Source organism: Enterobacter cloacae complex sp. XAL002 (genome assembly GCF_049236805.1).
GTDB lineage: Bacteria > Pseudomonadota > Gammaproteobacteria > Enterobacterales > Enterobacteriaceae > Enterobacter > Enterobacter intestinihominis.
The window spans coordinates 107511-132630 of record NZ_JBMKJN010000002.1 but is presented as its reverse complement, the minus strand read 5'-3'; the positions used below and the strand labels follow the sequence as shown (position 1 = coordinate 132630).

The following is a 25120-nucleotide window of genomic DNA, read 5'->3' as shown; positions in this document are numbered from 1 at the left end:
GCAAAGGATGGATTACTCCCAGAAATCCCTTGCGGGATCGAGCACCGGGCGAATGATGCCCGCACGTACCGTAAAGTCGCCGAAGCCTTCACCCGCTTCGCGCTCTTTCGCCCAGCGTCCGATAAGCACGTCGAGGGAATCGAGAATTTCCGGCTCGGTGATGTTCTCGCGGAACATACGCGGAATACGTGTCCCGATACGGTTACCGCCCAGGTGCAGGTTATAGCGACCCGGCGCTTTCCCTACCAGACCGATTTCGGCCAGCATCGCGCGGCCGCAGCCGTTCGGACAGCCCGTCACGCGCATAACAATATGCTCGTTCGGAATACCGTGTTTTTCCAGAATCGCCTCCACTTTATCAGTGAAGGACGGCAGGAATCGCTCGGCTTCGGCCATCGCCAGCGGACAGGTCGGGAACGACACGCAGGCCATTGAGTTTTCACGCTGCGCGCTCACCGCATTCATCAACCCGTGCTCGCGGGCCAGCTCTTCAATTCTCGCCTTATCGCTTTCCGGCACGCTGGCGACGATCAGGTTCTGGTTGGCGGTAATACGGAACTCGCCTTTGTGGATCTTTGCGATTTCCAGCAGGCCGGTTTTCAGCGGACGGCCCGGATAATCAAGAATACGGCCGTTTTCGATAAACAGCGTCAGGTGCCAGTTATTGTCGATGCCTTTCACCCAGCCGATGCGATCGCCGCGACCGGTGAATTCGTAAGGGCGGATCGGCTCAAACTTGATGCCCGCGCGACGCTCCACTTCTTCTTTGAACGTCTCGACGCCTACGCGCTCAAGGGTATATTTGGTTTTCGCGTTTTTACGATCGGTACGGTTACCCCAGTCGCGCTGGGTCGTAACCACCGCCTCTGCCACGGCCAGCGTGTGCTCCAGCGGCAGGAAGCCGAACTCGCTCGCGGTGCGGGCGTAAGTTTTCTTGTTACCGTGCTCAATGGACAAACCGCCGCCCACCAGCAGGTTAAAGCCGACCAGCTTGCCGTTTTCGGCAATCGCCACGAAGTTCATGTCGTTGGCGTGCAGGTCGATATCGTTCTGCGGCGGGATCACCACCGTGGTTTTAAACTTACGCGGCAGGTAGGTCTGACCGAGGATCGGCTCTTCATCGGTGGTGGCGACTTTCTCCTGATCGAGCCAGATCTCCGCATAGGCGCGGGTACGTGGCAGCAGATGTTCGGAGATTTTTTTCGCCCACTCGTACGCTTCGGCGTGCAGCTCAGATTCGTACGGGTTCGAGGTGCAGAGCACGTTACGGTTCATGTCGTTGGCAGTCGCCAGCGCGTCCAGACCCACGGAGTGCAGCATCTGGTGCACCGGCTTGACGTTCTTCTTCAGAATGCCGTGGAACTGGAAGGTCTGACGGTTGGTCAGACGAATGCTGCCGTAGATTGTGTTTTCACCGGCAAACTTGTCGATCGCCTGCCACTGTTTCGTAGTGATTACCCCGCCCGGCAGACGACAGCGCAGCAGCATCGCGTGACGCGGCTCCAGCTTCTGTTCGGCACGCTCGGCGCGGATATCGCGGTCGTCCTGTTGGTACATACCGTGGAAACGGATCAGCAGGAAGTTGTCGCCTTTGAAACCGCCGGTCAGGCCGTCATTTAAATCTTCGGCAATGGTACCGCGCAGGTAGTTGCTCTCTACCTTCATGCGCTCGGCATCAGTCAGTTTGCCTTCGACCACCAGTGGGCCAGGATGTTTTTCGCTCATTAGTAGACATCTCGCTGATAACGGCGCTCTACGCGCAGCTCACTTAAAAATTCATCCGCCGTTTCGGCATCCATACCGCCGAATTCGGCAATCACTTCCAGCAGTGCCTGCTCAACGTCTTTCGCCATGCGATTGGCGTCGCCGCAGACATAAATGTGGGCGCCGTCATTGATCCAGCGCCACAGCTCTGCGCCCTGTTCGCGCAGTTTGTCTTGTACGTATACTTTTTCTTTCTGATCGCGGGACCAGGCCAGATCGATGCGGGTCAGCACGCCCTCTTTGACGTAGCGCTGCCACTCAACCTGGTAGAGGAAATCTTCAGTAAAGTGCGGGTTGCCGAAGAACAGCCAGTTTTTACCCGGCGCGTCGTCTGCTGCACGCTGCTGCATAAAGGCGAGGAATGGCGCAATACCGGTGCCCGGGCCAATCATAATCACCGGCGTTTCGGGGTTCGCCGGCAGGCGGAAGTTGTCGTTGTGCTCGATAAAGACGCGAACTTCACCCTCTTCTTCCACGCGGTCTGCCAGGAAGCCTGACGCCCCACCCGCGCGCGCGCGGCCTTCGATGTCGTAACGCACCACGCCAACGGTGATGTGGACTTCGTTTTCCACTTCCGCCTGCGAGGAGGCGATGGAGTACAGGCGCGGGGTCAGCGGACGCAGCAGGCCGACCAGCGCGTCAGCATCCAGCTGTGCCGGAGAGAAACGCACCATATCGACAATCGGCGTTGTCGCCGCGTATTGCTGTAACTTCGCCTTATCCCCGACCAGCGGAAGGAGCGATTCGCTGCGGGTTAAGGTGGCGTAGTTTTCAACGATGTTGGCGGTGTTCACCGTCAGTTCGAAATGCCACTGGAGCGCCTCGGAAATCGAGAGCGTTTTGCCATCCACGGTAACCGGTTCATCGCCTTTCAGCCACAGCAGCTCGACCAGCTCTTTCACCAGCGCCGGATCGTTCTGATACCAGACGCCCAGCGCATCGCCAGGCTGGTAACGCAGGCCAGAGTCACCGAGATCGATTTCGATATGGCGCACGTCTTTTTCTGAATCACGGCCCGTGATTTTCTGGTTTACCGACAGGCTCGCCGTCAGCGGCGCCTCTTTCGTGTAAGGGCTGGTGTGGATTTCGTTAACGGTGCCGGCTACGGTAACGGCGGCCTGCGCTGGCGTCTCTTTCGGGACGCGGGCCTTCAGCACCTCAACGATGCGTGCCCGCCATTCGGCGGCGGCAGCCTGGTATTCCACGTCAGCGTCTACGCGATCCAGCAGGCGCTCTGCGCCCAGCTCCGCCAGCTTGCTGTCGAAATCTTTACCGGACTGGCAGAAAAATTCATAGGACGTATCACCGAGGCCGAAGACGGCAAAGGCGGTGCCCTCGAGCTTTGGTGCTTTTTTCGAGAACAGGAACTTATGCAGCGCGACGGCTTCTTCAGCAGGCTCACCTTCCCCCTGCGTTGACGCCACCACCACCAGCAGTTTTTCTGACGCGATCTGTTTGAATTTATAATCCCCGGCGTTGACCAGGTTAACGTTCAGCTTCGCGGCGAGCAGGTCATCACGCAGCGCTTCGGCCACACGACGGGCATTACCCGTTTGCGAAGCGGAGATAAGCGTGATGGCAGGAATTTCAACGGCCGTTGGCGGTACGCCTGCCACAGCACCCGGCTGCTGGTTCAGCATTCCCCAGAAATAGCCGGAGACCCAGGCAAGCTGGGTGGGTGAAAAATCGGAAGTCGCGGCCTGGAGGCGCGCCAGTTGCTCCGGGTTAAGGGGAAGCAAATTTGAAGGTGGGGCCTGTGTTGTCATGCGTCGTTATGTTCCAGTAGCAAAGCGGACTTTAAGCGAATAAATCCAAACTGAAGATAAGGTTAACGGCGGGGATAATAACAATTAAAGAAGGGATGGAAATAATAAATAACCAAATGGACTAACCTGTTTTAGTTATCGTTCTTAACGATAAAAGCGATTAAATAACTATATGAAATAAAACAACAAAAGTCGATAAACACCATGAATACGAGGCGGTGACCGTTCAGAGCCGTTTTAGTTAATGATAAAAATTGTGCTTTCCGGTACTATGCGGCGGTTTTTTCCGCATTCCTGAGAGCTATGATGTCCACCACACTGTTTAAAGATTTCACCTTCGAAGCCGCACACCACCTTCCACACGTTCCTGCCGGGCACAAATGTGGCCGCCTGCATGGACACTCGTTTATGGTGCGTCTTGAAATCACCGGTGAAGTCGATCCCCATACGGGCTGGATCATGGACTTTGCCGAACTGAAGGCCGCGTTTAAGCCGACCTACGATCGTCTCGATCACTACTATCTGAATGATATTCCGGGCCTTGAAAACCCGACCAGCGAAGTGCTGGCTAAATGGATTTGGGATCAGATGAAACCGCTTGTGCCGCTGCTAAGCGCGGTGATGATCAAAGAGACCTGCACGGCAGGCTGCGTCTACCGCGGGGAGTGAATCTCCTCCGTTTCGGCCTCAAGAGGCACGAGCGGCGTAAACTCATAGAGCACCAGCGCATTACTCTCCAGTGATTCTGTCAGTTGCCAGCCGTCATCAATGCGTTCATCGTACAGGGAAAGCGTTGGACGCGCTTTGTGCGCTATCCAGCGCCACATCTCTTCGTCAGGGCCGCTTTCGCTGCCTACCCCTTCAAGCAACGGATAGAGCGCGCCGTTATGCTGATCGAAAAGATGGCGTTTAATTCGCCAAATACCGCGCATTCCCTTCAGGTGTAAATGATACTGCTGGCGAAAACGCTGGATGAATGCTTCTTCACTGGAAAGGAGCGGATTAAAAACCACCACATTACGCAGCAGCAACTGGTAACCATTGTGATGGCGCGTGAGCAGAACACGCCCGTCGTTTACCAGCACCTCGCCCCGCAGGCGTTGCCAGAGCCAGAGTACCCAATAAACCGGCCGTGGAAGACCATGGTTGTACTGTAGCGCAAGGCTTGACGTATCGATGGTGTTGTTCGCACGGGCTTCACCCTGAAGGCCCGAATTGAGCCAGAATCCCCCTAGCCAGACCTGTTCCGATAGCCCGAGCAGGCTCTGCATCAGCAGCGCCCCACGAAAAAACCAGCCGTTTGTCGCCCGCGTGTTCCCGGTGAGGGTATTCCAGGAGAGAAGCCAGACGGGAAGCGAACATTTGCGCAGACGAAGGGCGGCGATAATCTGGCGGATCTTCTGTACCGGATAATTTTCTGTAGAAGAGAGTTGGGCTGGCTCCCGCTGCGCAGGATCGAGAAGTTCATTGGCATCGGCTGAACAGGCAAGAAAATCGGCCTGCATCAGGATGGCTGAGCTGAACAGGGTATTGTCGCTCACGCCCGCGCTGTCGGGTGAAAATCGATGCCATAAACCAAACTTTGCCTGTGGCAGATAGTTGCGTATGACGTTTTGTTGCGCCAGCCAGACCTGCTCCCGGGTCTCCTCACTCGCCTGTGTTGACCAGTGCATGACAAAGTGCCAGCCCGCGGTGATCTCGGGCGAAAAATGATTGACCGACCGTTGTAAAAAACGGGCAAGTAGATCGCGACGGGTCGTTACGCCGGTGTGCAGCAGCACCGTCCATTGCTTTTTTGCCAGCCAGGTGAAGAGCTGATGCAGATTGTACCAGCAGGCGTAGCCCGCCATCTGGGGGTCATCCCACCCGGTGGCAAACAGACGGCTGCTGAGAAAAGGTTCGGCGATATCAATTCCCTCTATGGGAATGGCCTCATTTATCGCTTCAAGATTCTGACGAACGTCCTCACGCAGTAAATCGTCGAGCTCACGCAGGGTAATGACCACCCGCATACGGCGCAGCGAGGTGGAGAGAGGATTAAGCTGCTCAAGATCCAGTGTCTGCTCCTGCTGCGGTCGATCGATAAGCGGGGAGGCTCCCCAGCCGCGCGCCACCGGTTCATTGAGCAGGCTAAACAGTTTATCCATGGCCACCGGATAGCGCTGCTCACACCTGTCCGTACGAACACGTGTGGCCTCCGGGTGCTGGCGTCGGGACTTACGAAACTCACCCGGGGACATATTGTGAACACGCCGAAACCGATCGGTCATCATACGCGTGCTGGCGAAACCCTGCTCAAGCGCAATCTGATGCAGCGGTCGGTTCGTCAGACGGAGCGCGTCAGCCGCCTTTTCCAGCCGCAGGGTGGTGATGTACTGCATGAAACTGATCCCCACTTCCTTTCTAAAGAGACGAGAGAGCCAGGCTTCAGAGACATATTCACTCGCGGCGATTTCCGCAAGCGTAATACGGCGAGAATAACTGGCATTGATCCGCTCTATCACCCGGGCAATGCGTTTGCTGTGCGCTGGGGAAAGTTCACGGGACAAAAACCGGGCGGGCTGCTGAAAGCGGCTGGTCAGCAACAGCAATATCTCGCTCAGCCAGCGGTACGCCTCCAGCCGGTAGCGGTGTGGGTCGTTGATGAGGGTGACCACAAGAAGCTGGCGCAGCAGATCGCGAAGCGCATCGCATTGGGGCCAGACGCCTCCGGCTTCTGCCGGTATAGCGTAATCATGGACAAAAAAATCATTGCAGAGCTGGACCACCCAGCGCCCGGAAAGGGACACGCGCAGGGTGATATTTGCCGTTTCGCTCGTGAACTGCCAGCGCCGATGACGGTTGATGATGGCAAGGGTATTGGCCTCCAGGATGTCACGTCCCACATCGGTATTCAGCTCAGCCCGCCCTTCCAGCACCCAGAGCAACGTTAGCGTATCGCCTTCATCCTCCACGCAGTGGCGAATGTCCTGGATCTCCACCCAAAATTCATCTCCCCGCTGATTCATCTTTCCCCTCATCAAAGACAAATAATGACCGGCTCTTTTTTGTCATAACGGAATTGTATGAAAAACAATCAAAACAAAACCGTCGCTTTACAACAAAAAAATGCATTTTCTGGCAGTGCGATCGTCATAGACTCGAAATTATCACCGTTTGGCATAAAAAGGATAACAAAAATGACACATCCAATTATCGAAGCTCTGCGCGGCAAAGAAGCCCAGTTCACTGAATTACGTCGCTATTTTCATCAGCATCCTGAAATTGGTTTTGAGGAGCACAATACGAGCGATCGCGTTGCGGCGTTGCTTGAGGAATGGGGATATGAGGTTCATCGCGGCCTGGCGAAAACCGGTGTGGTCGGCACGCTGAAGGTGGGTAACGGGACTAAACGCCTGGGTCTGCGCGCCGACATGGATGCGCTGCCTATGCAGGAAAACAGCGGCAAGGCCTGGAGCAGTACCGTTGAGGGTAAATTCCACGGCTGCGGTCATGACGGCCACACCACAACGCTCCTGTATGCAGCGGAGTACCTGGCACGCACCCGCAATTTTAACGGCACGCTGCACCTTATTTTTCAGCCCGCGGAAGAACTTCTGTATGGCGGACGCGTTATGGTAGAGGACGGTTTGTTTGACCTGTTCCCCTGCGACCACATTTTTGGTCTGCACAATATGCCGTCACAGCCCGTCGGAAAAATTGGTCTGCGCGATGGCGCCATGATGGCCTCTTCGGACATCCTTCATATTGAGGTTAACGGCGTGGGGGGTCACGGTGCGGTGCCAGAACATACCGTAGACGCCACCCTGGTTGCCTGTCATATCACTATCGCTTTGCAGTCCATTGTTTCGCGCAATATCACCCCTTTTCAGCCTGCCGTCGTTACCGTAGGCAGCATTCAGGCTGGACATGCCCCCAACATCATCAACGACAAAGTATTGATGAAACTTACCGTGCGCACGCTGGATGAAAGCGTGCGGCAAACCGTGCTACAGCGCATCCATGATATCGCCGTTGCGCAGGCGGAAAGTTTCAATGCCACGGCTACCATTCGACACATTAATGGCAGCCCGGTACTGAAAAACAATCCGCAAGCCAATGAGATGGTGCGCAACGTCGCCACCGATCTGTTCGGTCAGGATTCCGTCGCGGAGGTGAATGCGTTTATGGGCAGCGAGGACTTTGCGTTCATGCTCGAGAAAAATCCCAATGGCTGTTATTTCACACTTGGCGCTGGCGATGAGCCTGACCGCTGCATGGTGCATAACCCGGGCTACGACTTTAACGACACTATTCTCCTCACCGGCGCGGCGCTGTGGGCCGCACTGACCGAACACTATCTGCGCTGATTCGCACCTTCCCGGGAGGGCTGCATTATGAGTACCGTTTCCCTGACAGACGCATCCGCCTACGCCGGTAACGATCGGCTGCTGGCGGGTATCGTCATGAGCGTTCTGACCTTCTGGCTGTTTGCCCAGTCGGTTATCAACGTGGTTCCGGCCATGCAGAATAGCCTCGACATTGCCCTCGAAACCCTTACGCTGGCCGTCAGCCTGAGCGCGTTGTTTAGCGGCTGTTTTGTCGTAGCCTGCGGTGGGTTTGCCGATAAGTTTGGGCGCATGCGCCTGACCATGACAGGCCTGATTTTGAGCATGATCGGAAGCGGTCTGCTGTTCATTTCATGGGAGCCCGTCCTGTTTCTGTTGGGAAGAGCGATACAGGGGCTATCCGCGGCCTGCATCATGCCCGCCACGCTGGCGCTGATTAAGACCTGGTATGAAGGGAAAGCACGCCAGCGCGCAATCAGCTTCTGGGTTATTGGTTCATGGGGCGGGAGTGGCCTGAGCTCGTTTGTGGGAGGCGCAATCGCCACCACGCTGGGCTGGCGCTGGATTTTTATTTTGTCGATAGTGGTGGCTCTGGTCGCGCTATTACTTATCCGCGCCACGCCGGAAAGCCGCAGCCCTGATGCGTGTCGACACAAGCTGGATATCAGCGGCCTGGTGAGTTTTGTCCTTATGCTGGTGCTGTTCAATCTGTTTATCAGCAAAGGACACAGCTGGGGCTGGAGCAGCAGTTTATCGCTTCTTGTACTGTGTGGAGCCGTGATTGCACTGATGTGCTTTGTCGTTACCGGGCGGCGGAAGGGCGATGCGGCGCTGATCGATTTCGCCCTGTTTAAAAACCGTGCCTATAGCGCCTCGGTATTCTCAAATTTCCTGCTCAACGGCTGCATTGGCACCATGATGATCGCCAGCATCTGGTTGCAGCAAGGCCATCATCTGTCACCGCTACAGACCGGCATGATGACGCTGGGGTATCTGGTTACCGTACTGGCGATGATCCGGGTGGGTGAAAAACTGCTTCAGCGCTATGGCGCCAGGCTGCCGATGATGACCGGCCCGCTGCTGACCGCAACAGGTATTACGCTGATTTCATGCACCTTCTTAAGCAAAGAGGTCTACATTGTCACCGTCTTTCTGAGCAATATTTTATTCGGGCTGGGGCTCGGATGTTACGCCACGCCCTCAACGGACACGGCGGTAATGAATGCCCCTGAAAACAAAGTGGGGGTGGCTTCAGGGATCTATAAGATGGGCAGTTCCCTGGGCGGCGCAATGGGGATCGCGGTCACCGCATCGCTGTACGCCCTATGGCTGCCGATGGGAACGGCCAGTGCCGCGCAGTATGCCTTGCTTTTCAACAGTGCGATTTGTCTTGGGTCAGCCGTAGTGACCTGGGCTTTACTGCCAACAACAAAAGCCCCGCGTTAAGCGGGGCCACACAAGTATCAGGCAATGTTCAGATATTTGTGCGTCTGCATCGACAGGCGCCAGTTGCGGGCGATACAGGTTTCAATGCACAGACGGGTTGCATCGTCTTTCTGGCTGATAGGCTGTAGCGCGATCACGCGCTGCTTCTCATCCGTCAACGTCGCCAGCAGTTCGTCCAGCGCTTCGATGTCACGCACGCGCCCCACCGGATGTTTGATCTCATCCGCACGCTCAAGCGCCTGCGACAACACGTCATAACCGCCACGCATATTCACTTTCGGTGAAACCGTTACCCACGTTGAATGGGAGCAGCGCACTTCATGGGTACCGCTGGTTTCGATCTGACAGCTATAGCCGTTCTTCTCGAGCAGTTCGGTGAGGGGCATCAGATCGTGAATGCAGGGTTCCCCGCCGGTGATCACCACATGCCGCGCCGTCCAGCCCTGACGACCAATAATGGCAAGCAGATCTTCCGCGCTGCCCGCGCCCCATTTATCGCTCTCTTTGGTTTTAGCCAGAATGCTGAACAGCGACACTTCCCGATCTGCGAGCTTATCCCACGTATGTTTGGTATCACACCAGGCGCAGCCAACCGGGCATCCCTGTAAACGAATAAAGATAGCGGGAACGCCGGTAAAGTAACCCTCGCCTTGCAGGGTCTGGAACATCTCGTTAATCGGGTACTGCATAGTCAACTCTGTTAAGGGAATAAATGATAAGTATCGCAGATCCCCGTCAGATGATCATGCTCCATCGGTGCTTTGCGCGCCAATTGCCGCCATAAACCGTTCCGTAATTTGCTGCGGTCGGGTGATCGCCCCGCCGACGACAACCGTATGCGCCCCCAACTCCAGACACCTGGCCGCGCGATCGGGGGTATCCACGTTACCTTCGGCAATCACGGGGATCGTGACGGCAGACAGCACCTCTTTCAAAAACGCGCAGTCATTTTCCGGTAGCGAATGGCCCGCGGTCTCTGCCGTATAACCGTAAAGGGTGGTTCCGACACAATCAAACCCCAGCGCCTGCGCGGTCACGGCCTCCTGCACGGTGGCAATATCCGCCATCAGCAGCAGCGAAGGGTAACGGGTGCGGATCTGCGCGATCAGCATGTCCAGCGATACGCCACCGGGCCGTTTCCGGGCGGTCGCATCCAGCGCAACGATGTCCGGGGCGACCGCCATCAGCTCATCCACTTCTTTGAGCGTCGCGGTGATAAACACCTCGCTATCCGGATAGTCCCGTTTGATGATGCCGATGACCGGCAGTGAGACCAGCCCTTTGATAGCCTTGATATCCACCACGCTATTGGCGCGGATCGCAGCGGCACCGCCCTGGGCTGCCGCCAGCGCCATTCGCGACATAATAAACGGGCTGTGCAGCGGTTCATTTTCCAGCGCCTGGCAGGAGACGACCAGTTTTCCTTTCAGGTTATCCAGTACAGTTTTCATTACGATAAGATCTCTTCCACTTCGTTTTTGATAAGGGTGACGTGCGGGCCATAGATGACCTGGACACCGTTGCCGCGGACGATAACGCCGCGCGCGCCGGTCGCTTTCAATGCTGCTTCATTGACTTTGCTACCGTCTTTCACCGTGACGCGAAGACGCGTGGCGCAGCAGTCAACGTCATCAAGATTGTCTCTTCCACCCAATCCGGCGACCACCGCCGCGGCACGCTCGCTTTGCGGCAGGGTAGCCTCGTCAGCCAACGCCTCCTTTTCACGGCCCGGCGTGGCAAAATCAAAACGTTTAATCAGATAGCGGAAAGTACAGTAGTAAAGGAAGAACCACGGTACGCCTACCAGCGGGACGAACATCCAGTTAGTTTTCGCTTCACCCTGCAAAATGCCGAACAGCACGAAATCAATAAACCCGCCGGAGAAAGTTTGCCCGATGGTGATATGCAGCATGTGCGCGAGCATAAACGCCAGCCCGTCAAACAGCGCATGAATGACGTACAGCACCGGCGCAATAAACAGGAATGAGAACTCGATGGGCTCGGTAATGCCCGTCAGGAAAGAGGTTAACGCCGCTGACAGCAGCAGCCCGGCTACGCGCTTCTTGTTCTCGGGTTTAGCCGTGTGGTACATCGCCAGGCAGGCGCCCAGCAGGCCAAACATCATCGTAATAAAGCGCCCGGACATGAAGCGCGACGTGCCCTCATAGAAGTGCTGGGTGTTCGGGTCCGCGAGCTGAGCAAAGAAGATCCGCTGCGTGCCCTCAACCAGGTGACCGTTAACAATTTCACTGCCGCCAAGCGCGGTGGTCCAGAACGGCAGATAAAAGATGTGGTGCAGGCCAAACGGGCCAAGCATGCGCAGGATGAAGCCGTACAGCAATGTTCCCAGATAGCCGGTGGCATCCACCAGACCGCCAAGGCCAAAGATCAGCTTCTGAAAATGCGGCCAGACCACGGTCATCAGCGCGCCGACGAGTATCGCCGCCAGTGAGCTGATAATGGGTACGAAGCGTGAGCCGCCAAAAAAGCCCAGGAATTGCGGAAGCGCGATTTTATTAAACCGATGATGCAGTGCGCAGGTCACAAGCCCAATAACGACCCCACCAAACACGCCCGTTTCAAGCGTCTGAATACCCAGCGTCATGCCCTGCCCTACGGCGCCCGGGTTCTCATGCGCCAGTTTTCCGGTCAGGATCAGCAGCGCATTGATAGTGGCATTCATCACCAGATAAGCGAGTAATGCCGCCAGCCCTGCCGTACCTTTATCATTTTTTGCCAGCCCAACGGCGACCCCAACAGCAAACAGTACCGACAGGTTTGCGAACACAATCGAGCCTGCACTGCTCATGATGGTAAAGATGGCCTGTAGCCAGCCAACGTCTAAAAATGGATACGCGGTAAGCGTATTCGGATTCGATAGCGCCCCGCCGATCCCCAACAACAGACCTGCTGCGGGCAGTATGGCGATAGGTAACATAAAGGATTTGCCAAAGCGCTGCGCTTTTTCAAACCATCCGCCGGAAGACGCTCCGCTGAACATTTGCATCATATTTTTATCCCCCTGGTTATTGATGAAAATTTTTACCATATATAATTTTAATTGTGAAAATTACCACCAAAAACCAGGACGCCGATCATACTTTTTCGAAATGACTGGCATCTCTCCCCCGCTTTCCGCCACACTAGTTGGCAGAGAAACGCATTAAGGATCTAGCATGTCGGACCATGAAAACCTGCTGCTGAAGCTACGCCAGGAGGCTTCCGGGTACAGCCCAACGCAACAAAAACTGGGGGAGTTTGTTCTCAACGATCCTGCCAGGGTGCTCTACCTGACGATCACCGAGCTGGCGCGTGAAAGCGGCACCAGCGAGGCCAGCGTCACACGCCTTTGCCGCACGCTGGGCTGTAAGGGATATAACGAATTTAAAATGGCGCTTGCGCTGGATATTCAGCAGGGTTTGCCAGAGCGTCAGGCAGGAGATGCGATAGATAACGTGGTGGATGAGTCTGTCCAGGCGCTGCAAGATACCGCAAAACTCCTCGACCGGGCCCAGCTTGAACAGGCGACACTGGCCCTGCATCAGGCGCAATCAGTGCAAATTTACGGGGTGGCGGCCAGCGCGATTCTGGGGGAGTATTTGCATTACAAGCTGCTGCGACTCGGCAAACCTGCACAGCTGTTTAGCGATATGCATCGCGCCGCCATGAATGCGACGACGCTCTCAAAAGAGACGCTGGTGGTGGCCATCTCAAGTTCTGGCTCTACACGGGATCTGCTTCACGTGGTGAAACTCGCCCGCAAGCGTGGCGTTAAGGTACTGGCGCTCAGCAATACACCCCGCAGCCCGCTGGCCTCCCTGAGCGATTTACAGCTGGTTGCAGCCAAGCCCGAGGGACCGCTGAGCGCGGGTGCGCTCAATGCCAAGGTTGGCGTGATGCTGCTGGTTGAACTGCTTACCACTTCCCTTATTGCAGTAGACAGCCATTACGGTGACGTAAGCCAGCAAACGGCCAGCGCCACGCTGCCGCTTCTGCTATAGAAAACAAAAAACCCGCCGAAGCGGGTTTTTTCATAAGAACGAAAGTTCAGGCTTATGCCTGGCCTTTGATCTCTTTACGACCGTTGTAAGGTGCTTTTTCGCCCAGCGCTTCTTCGATACGAATCAGCTGGTTGTATTTAGCAACACGGTCAGAACGGCTCATAGAACCGGTTTTGATCTGGCCAGCAGCGGTACCCACAGCCAGGTCAGCGATGGTAGCGTCTTCAGTTTCGCCAGAACGGTGAGAGATAACAGCGGTGTAGCCAGCGTCTTTCGCCATTTTGATCGCAGCCAGCGTTTCGGTCAGAGAACCGATCTGGTTGAATTTGATCAGGATGGAGTTAACGATGCCTTTCTCGATGCCTTCTTTCAGGATCTTGGTGTTGGTTACGAACAGATCGTCACCAACCAGCTGGATTTTGTCGCCCAGTACTTTGGTCTGGTATGCGAAACCATCCCAGTCAGACTCGTCCAGACCGTCTTCGATAGAAACGATTGGGTACTGTTTGGTCAGGTCTTCCAGGAAGTGGGTGAACTCTTCGGAGGTGAATGCTTTGTTGCCTTCGCCAGCCAGAACGTATTTACCGTCTTTGTAGAATTCAGATGCTGCACAGTCCATCGCCAGGGTGATGTCTTTGCCCAGCTCGTAGCCTGCTGCTTTAACCGCTTCAGCGATAACAGCCAGCGCTTCTGCGTTAGAACCCAGGTTTGGCGCGTAGCCACCTTCGTCACCAACAGCAGTGTTCATACCTTTAGCTTTCAGAACTTTAGCCAGGTTGTGGAACACTTCAGAACCCATACGCACCGCTTCTTTCAGGGATTTCGCGCCAACAGGCTGAATCATGAATTCCTGAATATCAACGTTGTTGTCTGCGTGCTCACCACCGTTGATGATGTTCATCATTGGTACAGGCATGGAGTATTTGCCTGGGGTGCCGTTCAGTTCAGCGATGTGCTCGAACAGTGGCATACCTTTAGCAGCAGCGGCTGCTTTGGCGTTCGCCAGGGAAACTGCCAGGATTGCGTTCGCACCGAAGTTAGATTTGTTTTCAGTACCGTCCAGATCGATCATGATCTTGTCGATGCCAGCCTGATCTTTGGCATCTTTGCCAACGATAGCCTGAGCAATAGGACCGTTAACAGCGCCAACCGCTTTCAGTACGCCTTTGCCCATGAAACGGGATTTGTCGCCATCACGCAGTTCCAGCGCTTCGCGGGAACCTGTAGATGCGCCTGATGGAGCAGCAGCCATACCGACGAAACCACCTTCCAGATGAACTTCGGCTTCAACGGTCGGGTTACCACGGGAGTCGATGATTTCACGACCGATGACTTTAACGATTTTGGACATTAGATTTTCCTCAGTACAAGTTAAACTAAAACTCCAGACAAACAACGCGTACCAGGGGTACGCGTTGCCGTTCTAACTTTTTTTACTTCGCCTGACGCTTCTGGTACTCGCTGGCGGCTTTCACGAAGCCTGCAAACAGCGGATGCCCGTCACGCGGCGTTGAAGTAAATTCCGGGTGGAATTGGCAGGCCACGAACCACGGATGGTTTGGCACTTCGATGATCTCGACTAACTGATCATCCCCGGAACGGCCTGCAACACGCAGACCTGCAGCTTCAATTTGTTTCAACAACATGTTGTTGACTTCATAGCGGTGACGATGGCGCTCGGTAATCACCGGCTCGCCGTACAGCTTGCGAACCACGCTATCGTCTGACAGCTGGCAGGCCTGTGCGCCAAGACGCATGGTGCCACCCAGATCGCTCTTCTCGGTACGGACTTCGACGTTACCGTCTTCGTCGCGCCATTCCGTAATCAGCGCCACGACAGGGTACTTACAGTCTGGCACAAATTCCGTAGAGTTCGCGTTTTCCATTCCCGCTACGTTGCGCGCAAATTCAATCAGCGCAACCTGCATACCCAGGCAGATGCCGAGGTATGGAATATTGTTTTCACGCGCATAGCGTGCAGTGGCGATCTTGCCTTCAACACCACGGTAGCCGAAGCCGCCAGGGATGAGAATCGCATCCAGATCTTTGAGAATTTCAACGCCGCGCGTTTCAACATCCTGCGAATCAATCAGCTTGATGTTCACAGAGACGCGATTCTTCAGACCACCGTGCTTCAGCGCCTCGATAACTGACTTATAGGCGTCCGGCAGTTCAATATACTTGCCGACCATACCGATAGTCACTTCGCCGCCCGGATTGGCTTCTTCGTAAATCACCTGCTCCCATTCAGACAGGTTAGCTTCCGGACAGTTCAAGCTGAATCGTTTACAAATATAATCGTCCAGACCCTGTGATTTCAACAGGCCCGGGATTTTATAAATGGAATCGACGTCTTTCATTGAAATAACGGCTTTTTCAGGCACGTTACAGAACAATGCAATTTTCGCGCGTTCGTTCGCCGGAATCGCGCGATCGGAACGGCAAACCAGGATATCAGGCTGAATACCGATGGAGAGCAACTCTTTAACGGAGTGCTGAGTCGGTTTGGTTTTCACTTCACCTGCTGCCGCCATGTAAGGCACCAGCGTCAGGTGCATGAACAGCGCGTTCTCACGACCAATATCTACCGCCAGCTGACGAATCGCTTCGAGGAACGGCAGGGATTCGATATCCCCTACGGTACCGCCGATTTCAACCAGCACAACGTCATGCCCTTCGCCACCGGCAAGGACACGCTCTTTAATGGCGTTAGTGATGTGTGGGATGACCTGCACGGTCGCGCCCAGGTAGTCACCACGGCGCTCTTTACGCAGAACGTCAGAGTAGATACGGCCAGTCGTAAAGTTGTTACGACGGGTCATTTTGGTACGGATGAAACGCTCGTAGTGGCCAAGATCCAGATCGGTTTCAGCGCCGTCTTCAGTAACGAACACTTCCCCGTGTTGGGTTGGGCTCATGGTGCCTGGATCGACGTTGATGTACGGATCCAGTTTCATCATGGTCACATTGAGGCCACGGGCTTCAAGAATGGCTGCGAGGGAGGCTGCGGCAATGCCTTTACCCAGAGAGGATACGACCCCGCCGGTCACAAAAATATAGTTCGTTGTCATGCTGAACCTGAGAAGTTAGGGTGAAACGATGGAATAACCAGGACGGGAAAGTAGTATACCCGAACACGACGAGCGCCACAAACTTTCATTCTCCGTCTCCTTCCCAGGCCATGACAAACATAAGGAGTGAGAAAATAGCCCCTTTTGGGTAAATGTTTTTGACGCAAATCAAGCGCTTGTCATTTAAAAAATCACACAAATTGCGCTTGATCGCAAAATTTCGTTAGAGATCATGTTCCTGGCGTTTTACTTCCTGCCAGACTTCCTCCATCGCGTCGAGGTCAATGCCGCTCATTTCCAGGCCACGCGAGGCCACAATGCGCTCAACTTCGCGGAAACGACGTTCGAATTTAATGTTCGCTTTTTGCAGGGCGGTTTCCGCTTTTACACCGAGGTGGCGAGAAAGGTTGACGGTCGCGAACAGCAGATCGCCCATCTCCTCTTCCAGCTTTGCTTCATCCACAACGGCCTGCTGCGCTTCATGCATCACTTCGTCGATCTCTTCGTGCACTTTTTCCAGCACTGGGCCGAGAGAGGTCCAGTCAAACCCTACCGCCGAGCAGCGCTTTTGAATTTTGTGCGCGCGCATCAGCGCAGGAAGGTTCAGGGGAATGTCGTCCAGCGCCGAGTGCTGGGATTTTTCAGCGCGTTCGGCGCTTTTGATCTGCTCCCAGCGCGCCAGCACTTCCGCACTGTTGCCTGCGGAGGCATCGCCAAAGATATGCGGATGACGGCGCTCCAGCTTGTCGCTGATAGCGGCGCAGATGTCGTCAAAGTTAAAGCGCCCCTCTTCCTGCGCCATCTGTGCGTAGAACACCACCTGGAACAGCAGGTCGCCCAGCTCACCGCGCAGGTCGTCGAAATCTTCGCGCGAAATCGCATCCAGCACTTCGTAGGTTTCTTCCAGCGTGTAAGGCGCAATGGTGGCGAAAGTCTGCTCTTTATCCCACGGGCAGCCGTTTTCCGGGTCGCGCAGGCGTTTCATGATGCCAAGCAGGCGGTCGATTTGAGTCATAGTTCTGTCCTGATGTCAAAATGCCGGGTGGCAGCGTTGCCTTACCCGGCCTACAGAAGAGGATGTTCAGCCGCCGTGCAGACGACGCGCGTCAATCACATCCGGCACCTGGTTCAGTTTACCGAGCACCCGGCCCAGCACCTGCAGGTTATAGATTTCGATGGTCATATCGATGGTGGCAAGCTGCTCGCGGGTATCGCTGCGGCTGGCAACGCCCAGCACGTTGACCTTCTCGTTGGCGAGAATGGTGGTGATGTCGCGCAGCAGGCCACTGCGGTCGTTGGCAGTGACGCGCACCACCAGCGAGTAGCCAGCGGAGTAGCTTTCACCCCAGACGGCTTCCACGATACGTTCCGGCGCATGCGATTGCAGCTCAGCAAGCTGATCACAGTCGGAGCGGTGAATTGAGATCCCGCGCCCCTGGGTGATAAAGCCGACAATATCGTCACCCGGTATCGGCTGGCAGCAGCGGGCAATATGGTGCATGAGGTTACCCACCCCTTCAACCACCACGCGGCCATTGTCCTTGCTGCGCTGCTGCGGAGCGTAGGTTTTCTGCTGGAGCTGTTTCAGCGCTGCCGCATCCTGCTCTGCCGCGCTTGGCTTGTTGAACTGCGCTTGCAGGAAGTTCACCATCTGGTTCAGGCGGATATCGCCGCCGCCAATCGCCGCTAACAGTTCGTCGAGCTCGTTGAAGTTGTAGCGCGGCAGCAGGAACTTCTCCGCCTCTTTCAGGTTTATCCCGATATGCTCCAGCTCGTCGTCAAGGATCTGACGACCGGCAAGGATATTCTTGTCACGATCCTGCTTGCGGAACCAGGCGTGAATTTTAGAGCGCCCGCGGCTGGTGGTCACGTAACCGAGGTTTGGATTCAGCCAGTCGCGGCTTGGGTTTGGCTGCTTCTGGGTGATGATTTCAATCTGGTCACCCATCTGTAGCTGGTAGGTAAACGGTACGATACGTCCGCCGATCTTCGCCCCGATGCAACGGTGCCCCACGTCGCTGTGAATGTGGTAGGCGAAATCGAGCGGCGTAGAGCCTGCCGGCAGATCAACCACATCCCCTTTCGGGGTAAAGACGTAGACGCGATCGTCGAAGACCTGACTGCGCACTTCGTCGAGCATTTCGCCGGAGTCGGCCATCTCTTCCTGCCACGCAATCAGCTTACGCAGCCAGGCGATACGGTCCTCGTGTCCGGAGCGCGCGCCGCCGGAAGTGCCTTCTTTGTACTTCCAGTGCGCGGCGACGCCCAGCTCGGCGTCTTCGTGCATCTGTTTAGTACGGATCTGAATTTCCACAGTTTTGCCGCAGGGGCCAAGCACCACAGTGTGGATGGACTGATAGCCATTCGGTTTGGGGTTCGCGACGTAGTCATCGAACTCATCCGGCAGATGGCGGAAGTGAGTATGTACTATCCCCAGCGCGGCGTAGCAGTCCTGGAGACGCTCCGCCACGATACGCACGGCGCGCACGTCAAACAGCTCGTCAAAGGCGAGGTGTTTCTTCTGCATTTTGCGCCAGATGCTGTAGATGTGCTTCGGACGCCCGTAGACCTCGGCGCGCACATTCTCCTCTTTCATCGACTGGCGCAGCCCGCTGACAAATTCCTCGATATAGTGCTCGCGGTCGATGCGGCGTTCGTGCAGCAATTTTGCAATGCGTTTGTATTCCGCCGGATGCAGATAGCGGAAGCAGTAATCTTCCAGCTCCCACTTCAGTTGCCCGATACCCAGACGGTTCGCCAGCGGCGCATAGATATTCGTACACTCTTTGGCGGCCAGGACGCGCTCGTCTTCCGGGGCATCCTTCACTTCGCGCAGATGGGCAACCCGTTCGGCCAGCTTGATCACCACGCAGCGAAAATCATCCACCATCGCAAGCAGCATGCGGCGGACGTTATCCACCTGCTCGGAAGAGACAGAATCCGTTTGCGCGGCTTTCAGTTGACGGATGGCGGCCATATCACGCACGCCGTGGATGAGCGCCACGACGGACTGGCCGACGCTTTCACGCAGCACGTCTTCCGTCACCACGTTAGCATCTGCCAGTGGGAACAGCAGCGCGGCCTGTAGCGTTTCGATATCCATGTTAAGCATGGAGAGAATTTCAACCATCTCCACGCCGCGCCACAACAGCAGTTCAGCGTCCGGATGCCCCTGCGTTGTGCGTAAACAATAGGCCCAGGTTTCGGTTAAGCGTTCACACGACTGCTGGCTGGAAATCCCCAGACTTGCGATCCATTTTTGAGGGTCAAACTCACCAGCTTTATTTAAATGTGCACTTCTTACCGCAACCATCGTCCTCTCCTTTAGGGACAAGGGCCTGTCGAAGTCGACAAGCCAAACTCATTAGATGTGCTCGAACAACACCATTGATTCCAGATGTCCAGTGTGCGGGAACATGTCCAGCATTGCCAGACGCCGAATCTGGTAACCCCCGCTCAATAATGCTTCGCTGTCACGGGCCAGCGTCGCCGGGTTACAGGAAACATAGACCACGCGTTCAGGCGCGAGTTTAATTATATGCTGCATCACGCCCGGCGCACCTGCGCGCGCCGGATCGAGCAGGATCTTATCAAAGCCCTGCTTAGCCCACGGTTGCTGAGTAACATCATCCTCAAGATTTTGATGAAAGAATGTCACATTTTGCAAGCCGTTCTGTTGGGCGTTCTCCTGGCCTTTCGCCACCAACGCCTCAACGCCTTCCACCCCGACCACGCTTGCGGCTTTGCGGGCCAGTGGCAGGGTAAAGTTACCCATACCGCAGAACAGATCGAGCACCCGATCGGTGGGCTGGACGTCAAGCCACGCCAGCGCGTTCGCCACCATCTGCTGGTTCACGCCGTCATTGACCTGGATAAAATCCCGCGGGCTGAACGTTAAGCGTAGCCCGTCTGACGCATACCAGGGCGCGTCTCCGCTAACCTGCTCAAGTATCTCGCTTTGCGGCGCGAGGAAAAGCGCAAGCTCATGAGAATGCGAAAAGCGTTCCAGTTTTTCGCGATCTGCCCTGGACAGCGGTGCGGTGTGGCGCAGCACCATCAGCGGGCCGCCGTTGGCCAGCACCAGTTCGACATGGCCCAGCGAACGCACACCATCCAGCGATGCAAGACAATGGTGCACGGCCGGGAGCAGCGCCTCAAGTTGGGGCGCCAAAACAGGGCATTGCGTGATGGAGACGATATCGCTGGAGCTGGCTTTGCGAAACCCCATCTCCAGCCGTTCAGTTTTTGGCTGGTAGCTTAGACTCAGGCGAGCGCGGCGACGGTAGCCCCACGGCTGGTCAGCAACGATGTCACTGACGTCATGTTTTAGCAGGCGGGCCAGCGCGTTGCTTTTACTTTTTTGCTGTAATTCTGTGCTGGCATGCTGTTGCTGACAGCCTCCGCAAACGCCAAAATGGGGGCAGCGAGGCGTCACGCGCTCCGGGCTATCATTAAGACGGCGCTTGACCTGGCCGCGCGCATACTGGCGTTTGTCTTCCGTCAGCGTAATATCTGCGCGTTCTCCTGGCAGCAAACCTGTGATAAACAGTGTCTTACCCTTGTGACGCGCTACCCCCTGTCCAAAAGGATCGAGGTCAGAGGCTTCAACAGTTATGATCTGACGCGTCGTCACGCGTCGTTTTGCAGAGTAGAATTGCGCCATCGCCGAGATTGTTCTCAAATAAACATAATTAGCCTGATTGTCCCATAACGGAACTCCATGACCAACTACAGCCTGCGCGCGCGCATGATGATTTTGATCCTCGCTCCTACCGTTCTCATCGGTTTGCTGCTGAGCATTTTCTTTGTGGTGCATCGCTATAACGATTTGCAGAGACAGCTTGAAGATGCCGGGGCCAGCATTATCGAACCGCTGGCCGTCTCCAGCGAGTACGGTATGAACCTGCAAAACCGTGAATCCATTGGTCAGTTAATCAGCGTGCTGCACCGCCGTCATTCAGAGATTGTGCGCGCCATTTCCGTTTACGATGAGCATAACCGTCTTTTCGTCACCTCGAATTTCCATCTGGATCCCACGTCGCTGAAAATCCCGGAAGGTACCCCTTTCCCGCGTCATCTCACGGTCCTGCGGCGCGGCGATATCATGATCCTGCGCACGCCGATTATCTCAGAAAGCTATTCACCCGACGAATCCGCCCAGTCCGATGCGAAGTCCAGCAATAATATGCTGGGATATGTGGCGCTGGAGCTGGATCTCAAGTCGGTGCGGCTCCAGCAGTACAAAGAAATATTCATCTCCGGCGTGATGATGCTGTTCTGTATCGGCATCGCGTTGATCTTCGGCTGGCGGCTGATGCGCGACGTCACGGGGCCTATCCGTAACATGGTGAATACCGTTGACCGGATCCGCCGGGGTCAGCTGGACAGCCGCGTGGAAGGCTTCATGCTCGGCGAGCTGGATATGCTGAAAAACGGCATCAACTCAATGGCGATGTCGCTGGCGGCTTATCACGAAGAGATGCAGCACAACGTTGACCAGGCCACCTCTGACCTGCGCGAAACGCTGGAGCAGATGGAGATCCAGAACGTAGAGCTGGATCTGGCGAAAAAACGCGCTCAGGAGGCGGCCCGTATTAAGTCTGAGTTTCTGGCGAACATGTCGCATGAGCTGCGCACGCCGCTGAACGGGGTGATTGGCTTCACCCGTCTGACGCTCAAAAGCGAGCTCAACCCGACCCAGCGTGACCACCTGCATACCATTGAACGCTCAGCCAACAACCTGCTGACCATTATTAACGACGTACTGGACTTCTCGAAGCTGGAAGCGGGCAAGCTGATTCTGGAGAGTATCCCCTTCCCGCTGCGCAGCACACTGGATGACGTGGTCACGCTTCTCGCCCACTCCTCGCATGATAAGGGGCTGGAACTGACGCTCAATATCAAAAATGACGTACCGGATAACGTCATTGGCGACCCGCTGCGCCTGCAACAGGTCATCACCAATCTGGTGGGCAACGCGATTAAGTTCACCGAGAGCGGCAACATCGACATTCTGGTCGAAAAAAGGGCGCTCAGTAATAATAAGGTCCAGATTGAAGTTCAGATCCGGGATACCGGCATCGGCATTCCGGAGCGCGATCAGTCGCGTCTGTTCCAGGCGTTCCGCCAGGCCGATGCGAGCATTTCCCGTCGTCACGGCGGAACGGGCCTGGGTCTGGTGATCACCCAAAAGCTGGTGAAAGAGATGGGAGGCGATATCTCCTTCCACAGCCAGCCTAACCGGGGCTCGACCTTCTGGTTCCATATCAATCTTGATCTTAATCCGAACGTGCAAACCGACGGTCCGGTCACCGACTGCCTGAAAGGGATGCGTCTGGCCTATGTGGAACCGAACGCCGCCGCGGCGCAGTGTACGCTGGATGTATTAAGCAGCACGCCGCTGGAGGTGGTCTACAGCCCGACCTTCTCCGCGCTGGCGAACGATCATTACGATATTCTTTTGCTGGGGATTCCGGTGACATTTACCGGAGAACTGACCATGCAGCAGGAACGGCTGGCAAAGGCTGCCTCAATGACGGACTACCTGCTGCTGGCTCTGCCGTGCCACGCCCAAATCAACGCCGAAGAGCTTAAAAACGACGGGGCGGCGGCATGTCTGCTGAAACCCCTCACCGCCACACGGCTGTTACCTGCGTTGACCGAATATTGCCGTCTGACGCATCAGTCCCTGCCGCTGGAAAACGACGAACATAAGCTGCCGATGACGGTGATGGCCGTGGATGATAACCCGGCAAACCTTAAGCTGATTGGCGTGCTGCTTGAGGATCAGGTTCAGCACGTTGAACTGTGTACCAGCGGCGCCGAAGCCGTAGAACAAGCCAAACAGATGCAGTTCGACCTGATCCTGATGGATATTCAGATGCCGGGCATGGATGGCATCCGCGCCTGCGAATTAATTCGTCAGCTTCCGCACCAGCAGCAGACGCCGGTGATTGCCGTGACGGCGCACGCGATGGCGGGACAAAAAGAGAAACTGCTGGGTGCGGGCATGAACGATTATCTGGCGAAACCGATTGATGAAGAGAAGCTGCACAGCCTGCTGCTGCGCTACAAACCGGGTCACATTGGCGGGACGTACACCATTTCTGCTGAATCGCCGGAAATCAGCGTTAACCAGAATGCCACGTTTGACTGGCAACTGGCGCTGCGCCAGGCAGCAGGCAAAGCCGATCTGGCCCGCGATATGCTGCAAATGCTGGTGGACTTCCTGCCTGAGATCCGTAACAAGGTTGAAGAACAGCTGGTGGGCGAAAACCCTGAAGGGCTGCTGGAGGCCATCCATAAACTGCACGGTAGCTGCGGCTACAGCGGCGTGCCGCGGTTGAAAAATCTCTGCCAATTGCTTGAACAGCAGCTCCGCGCGGGTACGCCAGAATCCGATCTTGAGCCGGAGTTTCTGGAGCTGCTGGACGAGATGGACAACGTGACGCGGGAAGCGATGAAGGTGTTGGGAAGCTAAGAAAAAGCCCGGTGGCGCTTCGCTTACCGGGCCTACAGGAGCACGAACGTTAACGCGACATCCCCTGCCCCACCTTTATGGCCGCCGCAATATTCCTTGCGGCCATCTGTACATTCTGTTGCGCATTTTCCAGCGCATCCTCCAGCGAGCAGATGGTGTAAATCACGCTGAATACCGCATCCAGTCCGTGCTCGTGCACCACGCCAACATCCGCCGTCAGGCTGCCGGCAATGCCGATAACCGGTTTGTTATAGCGTTTCGCGACTCTCGCCACGCCAACGGGCACTTTGCCGTGGATCGTCTGGCTGTCGATACGCCCTTCGCCCGTGATCACCAGATCGGCGTCCGCGACCTGTTCATCGAGATGCAGGGCATCGGTGACAATCTCAATCCCCCGACGAAGCTGCGCCCCGCAAAATGCATACAGCGCCGCCCCCATTCCGCCAGCTGCTCCGCCCCCCGCCAGGTTTAAGACGTCAATATCCAGATCCCTGGCGATAATGTTTGCGTAATGCGCAAGCGCGTTGTCCAGCGTCCTGACCATCTCCGGCGTCGCCCCTTTCTGAGGACCGAATACCGCAGAAGCGCCAGTCTCGCCAATCAGGGGGTTGGTCACATCGCAGGCCACTTCAATTCGACAGTCTGCCAGCCGCTCATCCAGCCCACTAAGATCGATATGCGCAAGGCTTGCCAGTTCGCCGCCGCCCGGCCCAACGGGCTGTGCTTTCGCATCCAGCAGTTTTACGCCCAGCGCCTGCACCATGCCTGCGCCACCGTCATTGGTCGCGCTGCCTCCAATGCCAATAATGATATGCTTAACGCCCGCATCCAGCGCATGACGGATCAGTTCCCCGGTCCCCCACGAGGTGGTGATTAACGGGTTACGCTTTGCAGGAGCAACAAGCTCCAGACCGCTCGCGGCCGCCATCTCGATAAACGCGCTTTTCCCGTCTCCGGATAACCCGAAAAACCCTTCCACGTGTTCTCCCAAAGGCCCGGTAACGGGAACATGGACAAGACGCCCATGGGTGGCTGCCACCATCGCTTCCACCGTCCCTTCGCCGCCATCGGCAACCGGTAATTTGACGTACTCCGCTGAGGGGAAAATTTCGCGAAAACCGACCTCTATCGCTGTCGCCACCTCCAGCGCGCTCAAGCTTTCCTTATACGAGTCTGGAGCGATAACAATTTTCATAAGCCATCCTTACGCATGTTAGTTACGTTAAGCATACACCACGTAAGGGACCGCCAATGGGAGCGGTCC

Annotated in this window: 17 protein-coding genes; 5 read left to right on the top strand and 12 right to left on the bottom strand. The window is 55.9% G+C overall.

Features of this window, described 5'->3' with window-relative positions; genetic code table 11:
* Window positions 1-12: 12 nt before the first annotated feature.
* Window positions 13-1725: an assimilatory sulfite reductase (NADPH) hemoprotein subunit gene (gene cysI, locus ACOT0L_RS02225; protein WP_038416604.1), complete on the bottom strand. Its 1713-nt coding sequence runs from the start codon at window positions 1723-1725 to the stop codon at window positions 13-15.
* The gene (gene cysJ, locus ACOT0L_RS02220; protein ID WP_126502695.1) at window positions 1725-3530 is read right to left on the bottom strand and encodes an NADPH-dependent assimilatory sulfite reductase flavoprotein subunit; all 1806 of its coding nucleotides are present in this window, start codon (window positions 3528-3530) and stop codon (window positions 1725-1727) included. The genes cysI and cysJ overlap by 1 nt, the downstream gene beginning before the upstream one ends.
* 303 nt (window positions 3531-3833) lie before the next feature.
* Here cysJ and queD point away from each other — a divergent pair, with 303 nt between their 5' ends.
* Window positions 3834-4199: a 6-carboxytetrahydropterin synthase QueD gene (queD, locus tag ACOT0L_RS02215; RefSeq protein ID WP_006811776.1), complete on the top strand. Its 366-nt coding sequence runs from the start codon at window positions 3834-3836 to the stop codon at window positions 4197-4199.
* Here queD and ACOT0L_RS02210 read toward each other — a convergent pair.
* Window positions 4184-6538, bottom strand: a complete 2355-nt coding sequence (locus ACOT0L_RS02210) for a helix-turn-helix domain-containing protein (protein ID WP_038416606.1) — start codon at window positions 6536-6538, stop codon at window positions 4184-4186. The genes queD and ACOT0L_RS02210 overlap by 16 nt on opposite strands.
* A gap of 171 nt (window positions 6539-6709) precedes the next feature.
* Between ACOT0L_RS02210 and ACOT0L_RS02205 the strand changes: the two genes are divergently transcribed.
* Together ACOT0L_RS02205 and ACOT0L_RS02200 are read left to right on the top strand one after the other, a co-directional pair.
* Window positions 6710-7879, top strand: coding sequence for a M20 aminoacylase family protein (locus tag ACOT0L_RS02205; protein WP_126502694.1), 1170 nt, complete (start codon window positions 6710-6712; stop codon window positions 7877-7879).
* Window positions 7880-7906: 27 nt separating this feature from the next.
* A complete protein-coding gene (locus tag ACOT0L_RS02200) occupies window positions 7907-9304 on the top strand; it encodes an MFS transporter (RefSeq protein WP_032626005.1) in 1398 nt (465 codons plus the stop codon).
* A gap of 17 nt (window positions 9305-9321) precedes the next feature.
* On the opposite strand, the gene queE is transcribed toward ACOT0L_RS02200, so the two are convergent.
* From queE to ACOT0L_RS02185, 3 genes are read right to left on the bottom strand one after another with little or no spacing between them, the layout of a single operon-like run.
* Window positions 9322-9993, bottom strand: coding sequence for a 7-carboxy-7-deazaguanine synthase QueE (gene queE, locus ACOT0L_RS02195; RefSeq protein ID WP_006811780.1), 672 nt, complete (start codon window positions 9991-9993; stop codon window positions 9322-9324).
* A 54-nt stretch (window positions 9994-10047) separates the two neighbouring features.
* Window positions 10048-10755, bottom strand: a complete 708-nt coding sequence (locus ACOT0L_RS02190; protein ID WP_023298492.1) for an N-acetylmannosamine-6-phosphate 2-epimerase — start codon at window positions 10753-10755, stop codon at window positions 10048-10050.
* Complete coding sequence (locus ACOT0L_RS02185; RefSeq protein ID WP_023298493.1) at window positions 10755-12314, bottom strand: maltose/glucose-specific PTS transporter subunit IIC; 1560 nt, start codon at window positions 12312-12314, stop codon at window positions 10755-10757. Before ACOT0L_RS02185 ends, ACOT0L_RS02190 begins: the two co-directional genes overlap by 1 nt.
* Window positions 12315-12480: 166 nt before the next feature.
* On the opposite strand from ACOT0L_RS02185, the gene ACOT0L_RS02180 reads away from it, so the two are divergent.
* On the top strand, window positions 12481-13305 hold the full coding sequence (locus ACOT0L_RS02180) for a MurR/RpiR family transcriptional regulator (protein WP_015571725.1): 825 nt from the start codon (window positions 12481-12483) through the stop codon (window positions 13303-13305).
* Between the two features lie 52 nt (window positions 13306-13357).
* Here the strand turns inward: ACOT0L_RS02180 and eno are convergent, their stop codons facing one another.
* The 5 genes from eno to rlmD form a co-directional block, all read right to left on the bottom strand.
* On the bottom strand, window positions 13358-14656 hold the full coding sequence (gene eno, locus ACOT0L_RS02175) for a phosphopyruvate hydratase (RefSeq protein WP_022649201.1): 1299 nt from the start codon (window positions 14654-14656) through the stop codon (window positions 13358-13360).
* 82 nt (window positions 14657-14738) lie between these two features.
* Complete coding sequence (gene pyrG, locus ACOT0L_RS02170) at window positions 14739-16376, bottom strand: glutamine hydrolyzing CTP synthase (protein WP_022649202.1); 1638 nt, start codon at window positions 16374-16376, stop codon at window positions 14739-14741.
* Window positions 16377-16599: 223 nt separating this feature from the next.
* Window positions 16600-17391: a nucleoside triphosphate pyrophosphohydrolase gene (gene mazG / locus ACOT0L_RS02165; protein WP_003862720.1), complete on the bottom strand. Its 792-nt coding sequence runs from the start codon at window positions 17389-17391 to the stop codon at window positions 16600-16602.
* A 66-nt stretch (window positions 17392-17457) separates the two neighbouring features.
* Window positions 17458-19689, bottom strand: a complete 2232-nt coding sequence (relA, locus tag ACOT0L_RS02160; protein WP_368995057.1) for a GTP diphosphokinase — start codon at window positions 19687-19689, stop codon at window positions 17458-17460.
* A 51-nt stretch (window positions 19690-19740) separates the two neighbouring features.
* Window positions 19741-21039, bottom strand: coding sequence for a 23S rRNA (uracil(1939)-C(5))-methyltransferase RlmD (gene rlmD, locus ACOT0L_RS02155; protein ID WP_063841221.1), 1299 nt, complete (start codon window positions 21037-21039; stop codon window positions 19741-19743).
* A gap of 57 nt (window positions 21040-21096) precedes the next feature.
* Between rlmD and barA the strand changes: the two genes are divergently transcribed.
* Window positions 21097-23856 (top strand): two-component sensor histidine kinase BarA, encoded by a 2760-nt coding sequence (gene barA, locus ACOT0L_RS02150; RefSeq protein WP_022649206.1) that lies wholly within the window; start codon window positions 21097-21099, stop codon window positions 23854-23856.
* A 49-nt stretch (window positions 23857-23905) separates the two neighbouring features.
* On the opposite strand, the gene ACOT0L_RS02145 is transcribed toward barA, so the two are convergent.
* The gene (locus tag ACOT0L_RS02145) at window positions 23906-25051 is read right to left on the bottom strand and encodes a glycerate kinase (RefSeq protein WP_022649207.1); all 1146 of its coding nucleotides are present in this window, start codon (window positions 25049-25051) and stop codon (window positions 23906-23908) included.
* Window positions 25052-25120 lie beyond the last annotated feature (69 nt).

What these genes read in the sequence shown, in the direction of transcription:
- ACOT0L_RS02180 (WP_015571725.1), top strand. Translation starts at nt 12,481, where the DNA reads ATGTCGGACCATGAAAACCTGCTGCTGAAGCTACGCCAGGAGGCTTCC.
- queE (WP_006811780.1), bottom strand. Translation starts at nt 9,993, where the DNA reads ATGCAGTACCCGATTAACGAGATGTTCCAGACCCTGCAAGGCGAGGGT.
- cysI (WP_038416604.1), bottom strand. Translation starts at nt 1,725, where the DNA reads ATGAGCGAAAAACATCCTGGCCCACTGGTGGTCGAAGGCAAACTGACT.
- ACOT0L_RS02145 (WP_022649207.1), bottom strand. Translation starts at nt 25,051, where the DNA reads ATGAAAATTGTTATCGCTCCAGACTCGTATAAGGAAAGCTTGAGCGCG.
- ACOT0L_RS02210 (WP_038416606.1), bottom strand. Translation starts at nt 6,538, where the DNA reads ATGAATCAGCGGGGAGATGAATTTTGGGTGGAGATCCAGGACATTCGC.
- mazG (WP_003862720.1), bottom strand. Translation starts at nt 17,391, where the DNA reads ATGACTCAAATCGACCGCCTGCTTGGCATCATGAAACGCCTGCGCGAC.
- ACOT0L_RS02190 (WP_023298492.1), bottom strand. Translation starts at nt 10,755, where the DNA reads ATGAAAACTGTACTGGATAACCTGAAAGGAAAACTGGTCGTCTCCTGC.
- ACOT0L_RS02185 (WP_023298493.1), bottom strand. Translation starts at nt 12,314, where the DNA reads ATGATGCAAATGTTCAGCGGAGCGTCTTCCGGCGGATGGTTTGAAAAA.
- rlmD (WP_063841221.1), bottom strand. Translation starts at nt 21,039, where the DNA reads ATGGCGCAATTCTACTCTGCAAAACGACGCGTGACGACGCGTCAGATC.
- barA (WP_022649206.1), top strand. Translation starts at nt 21,097, where the DNA reads ATGACCAACTACAGCCTGCGCGCGCGCATGATGATTTTGATCCTCGCT.
- cysJ (WP_126502695.1), bottom strand. Translation starts at nt 3,530, where the DNA reads ATGACAACACAGGCCCCACCTTCAAATTTGCTTCCCCTTAACCCGGAG.
- pyrG (WP_022649202.1), bottom strand. Translation starts at nt 16,376, where the DNA reads ATGACAACGAACTATATTTTTGTGACCGGCGGGGTCGTATCCTCTCTG.
- eno (WP_022649201.1), bottom strand. Translation starts at nt 14,656, where the DNA reads ATGTCCAAAATCGTTAAAGTCATCGGTCGTGAAATCATCGACTCCCGT.
- queD (WP_006811776.1), top strand. Translation starts at nt 3,834, where the DNA reads ATGATGTCCACCACACTGTTTAAAGATTTCACCTTCGAAGCCGCACAC.
- ACOT0L_RS02205 (WP_126502694.1), top strand. Translation starts at nt 6,710, where the DNA reads ATGACACATCCAATTATCGAAGCTCTGCGCGGCAAAGAAGCCCAGTTC.
- relA (WP_368995057.1), bottom strand. Translation starts at nt 19,689, where the DNA reads ATGGTTGCGGTAAGAAGTGCACATTTAAATAAAGCTGGTGAGTTTGAC.
- ACOT0L_RS02200 (WP_032626005.1), top strand. Translation starts at nt 7,907, where the DNA reads ATGAGTACCGTTTCCCTGACAGACGCATCCGCCTACGCCGGTAACGAT.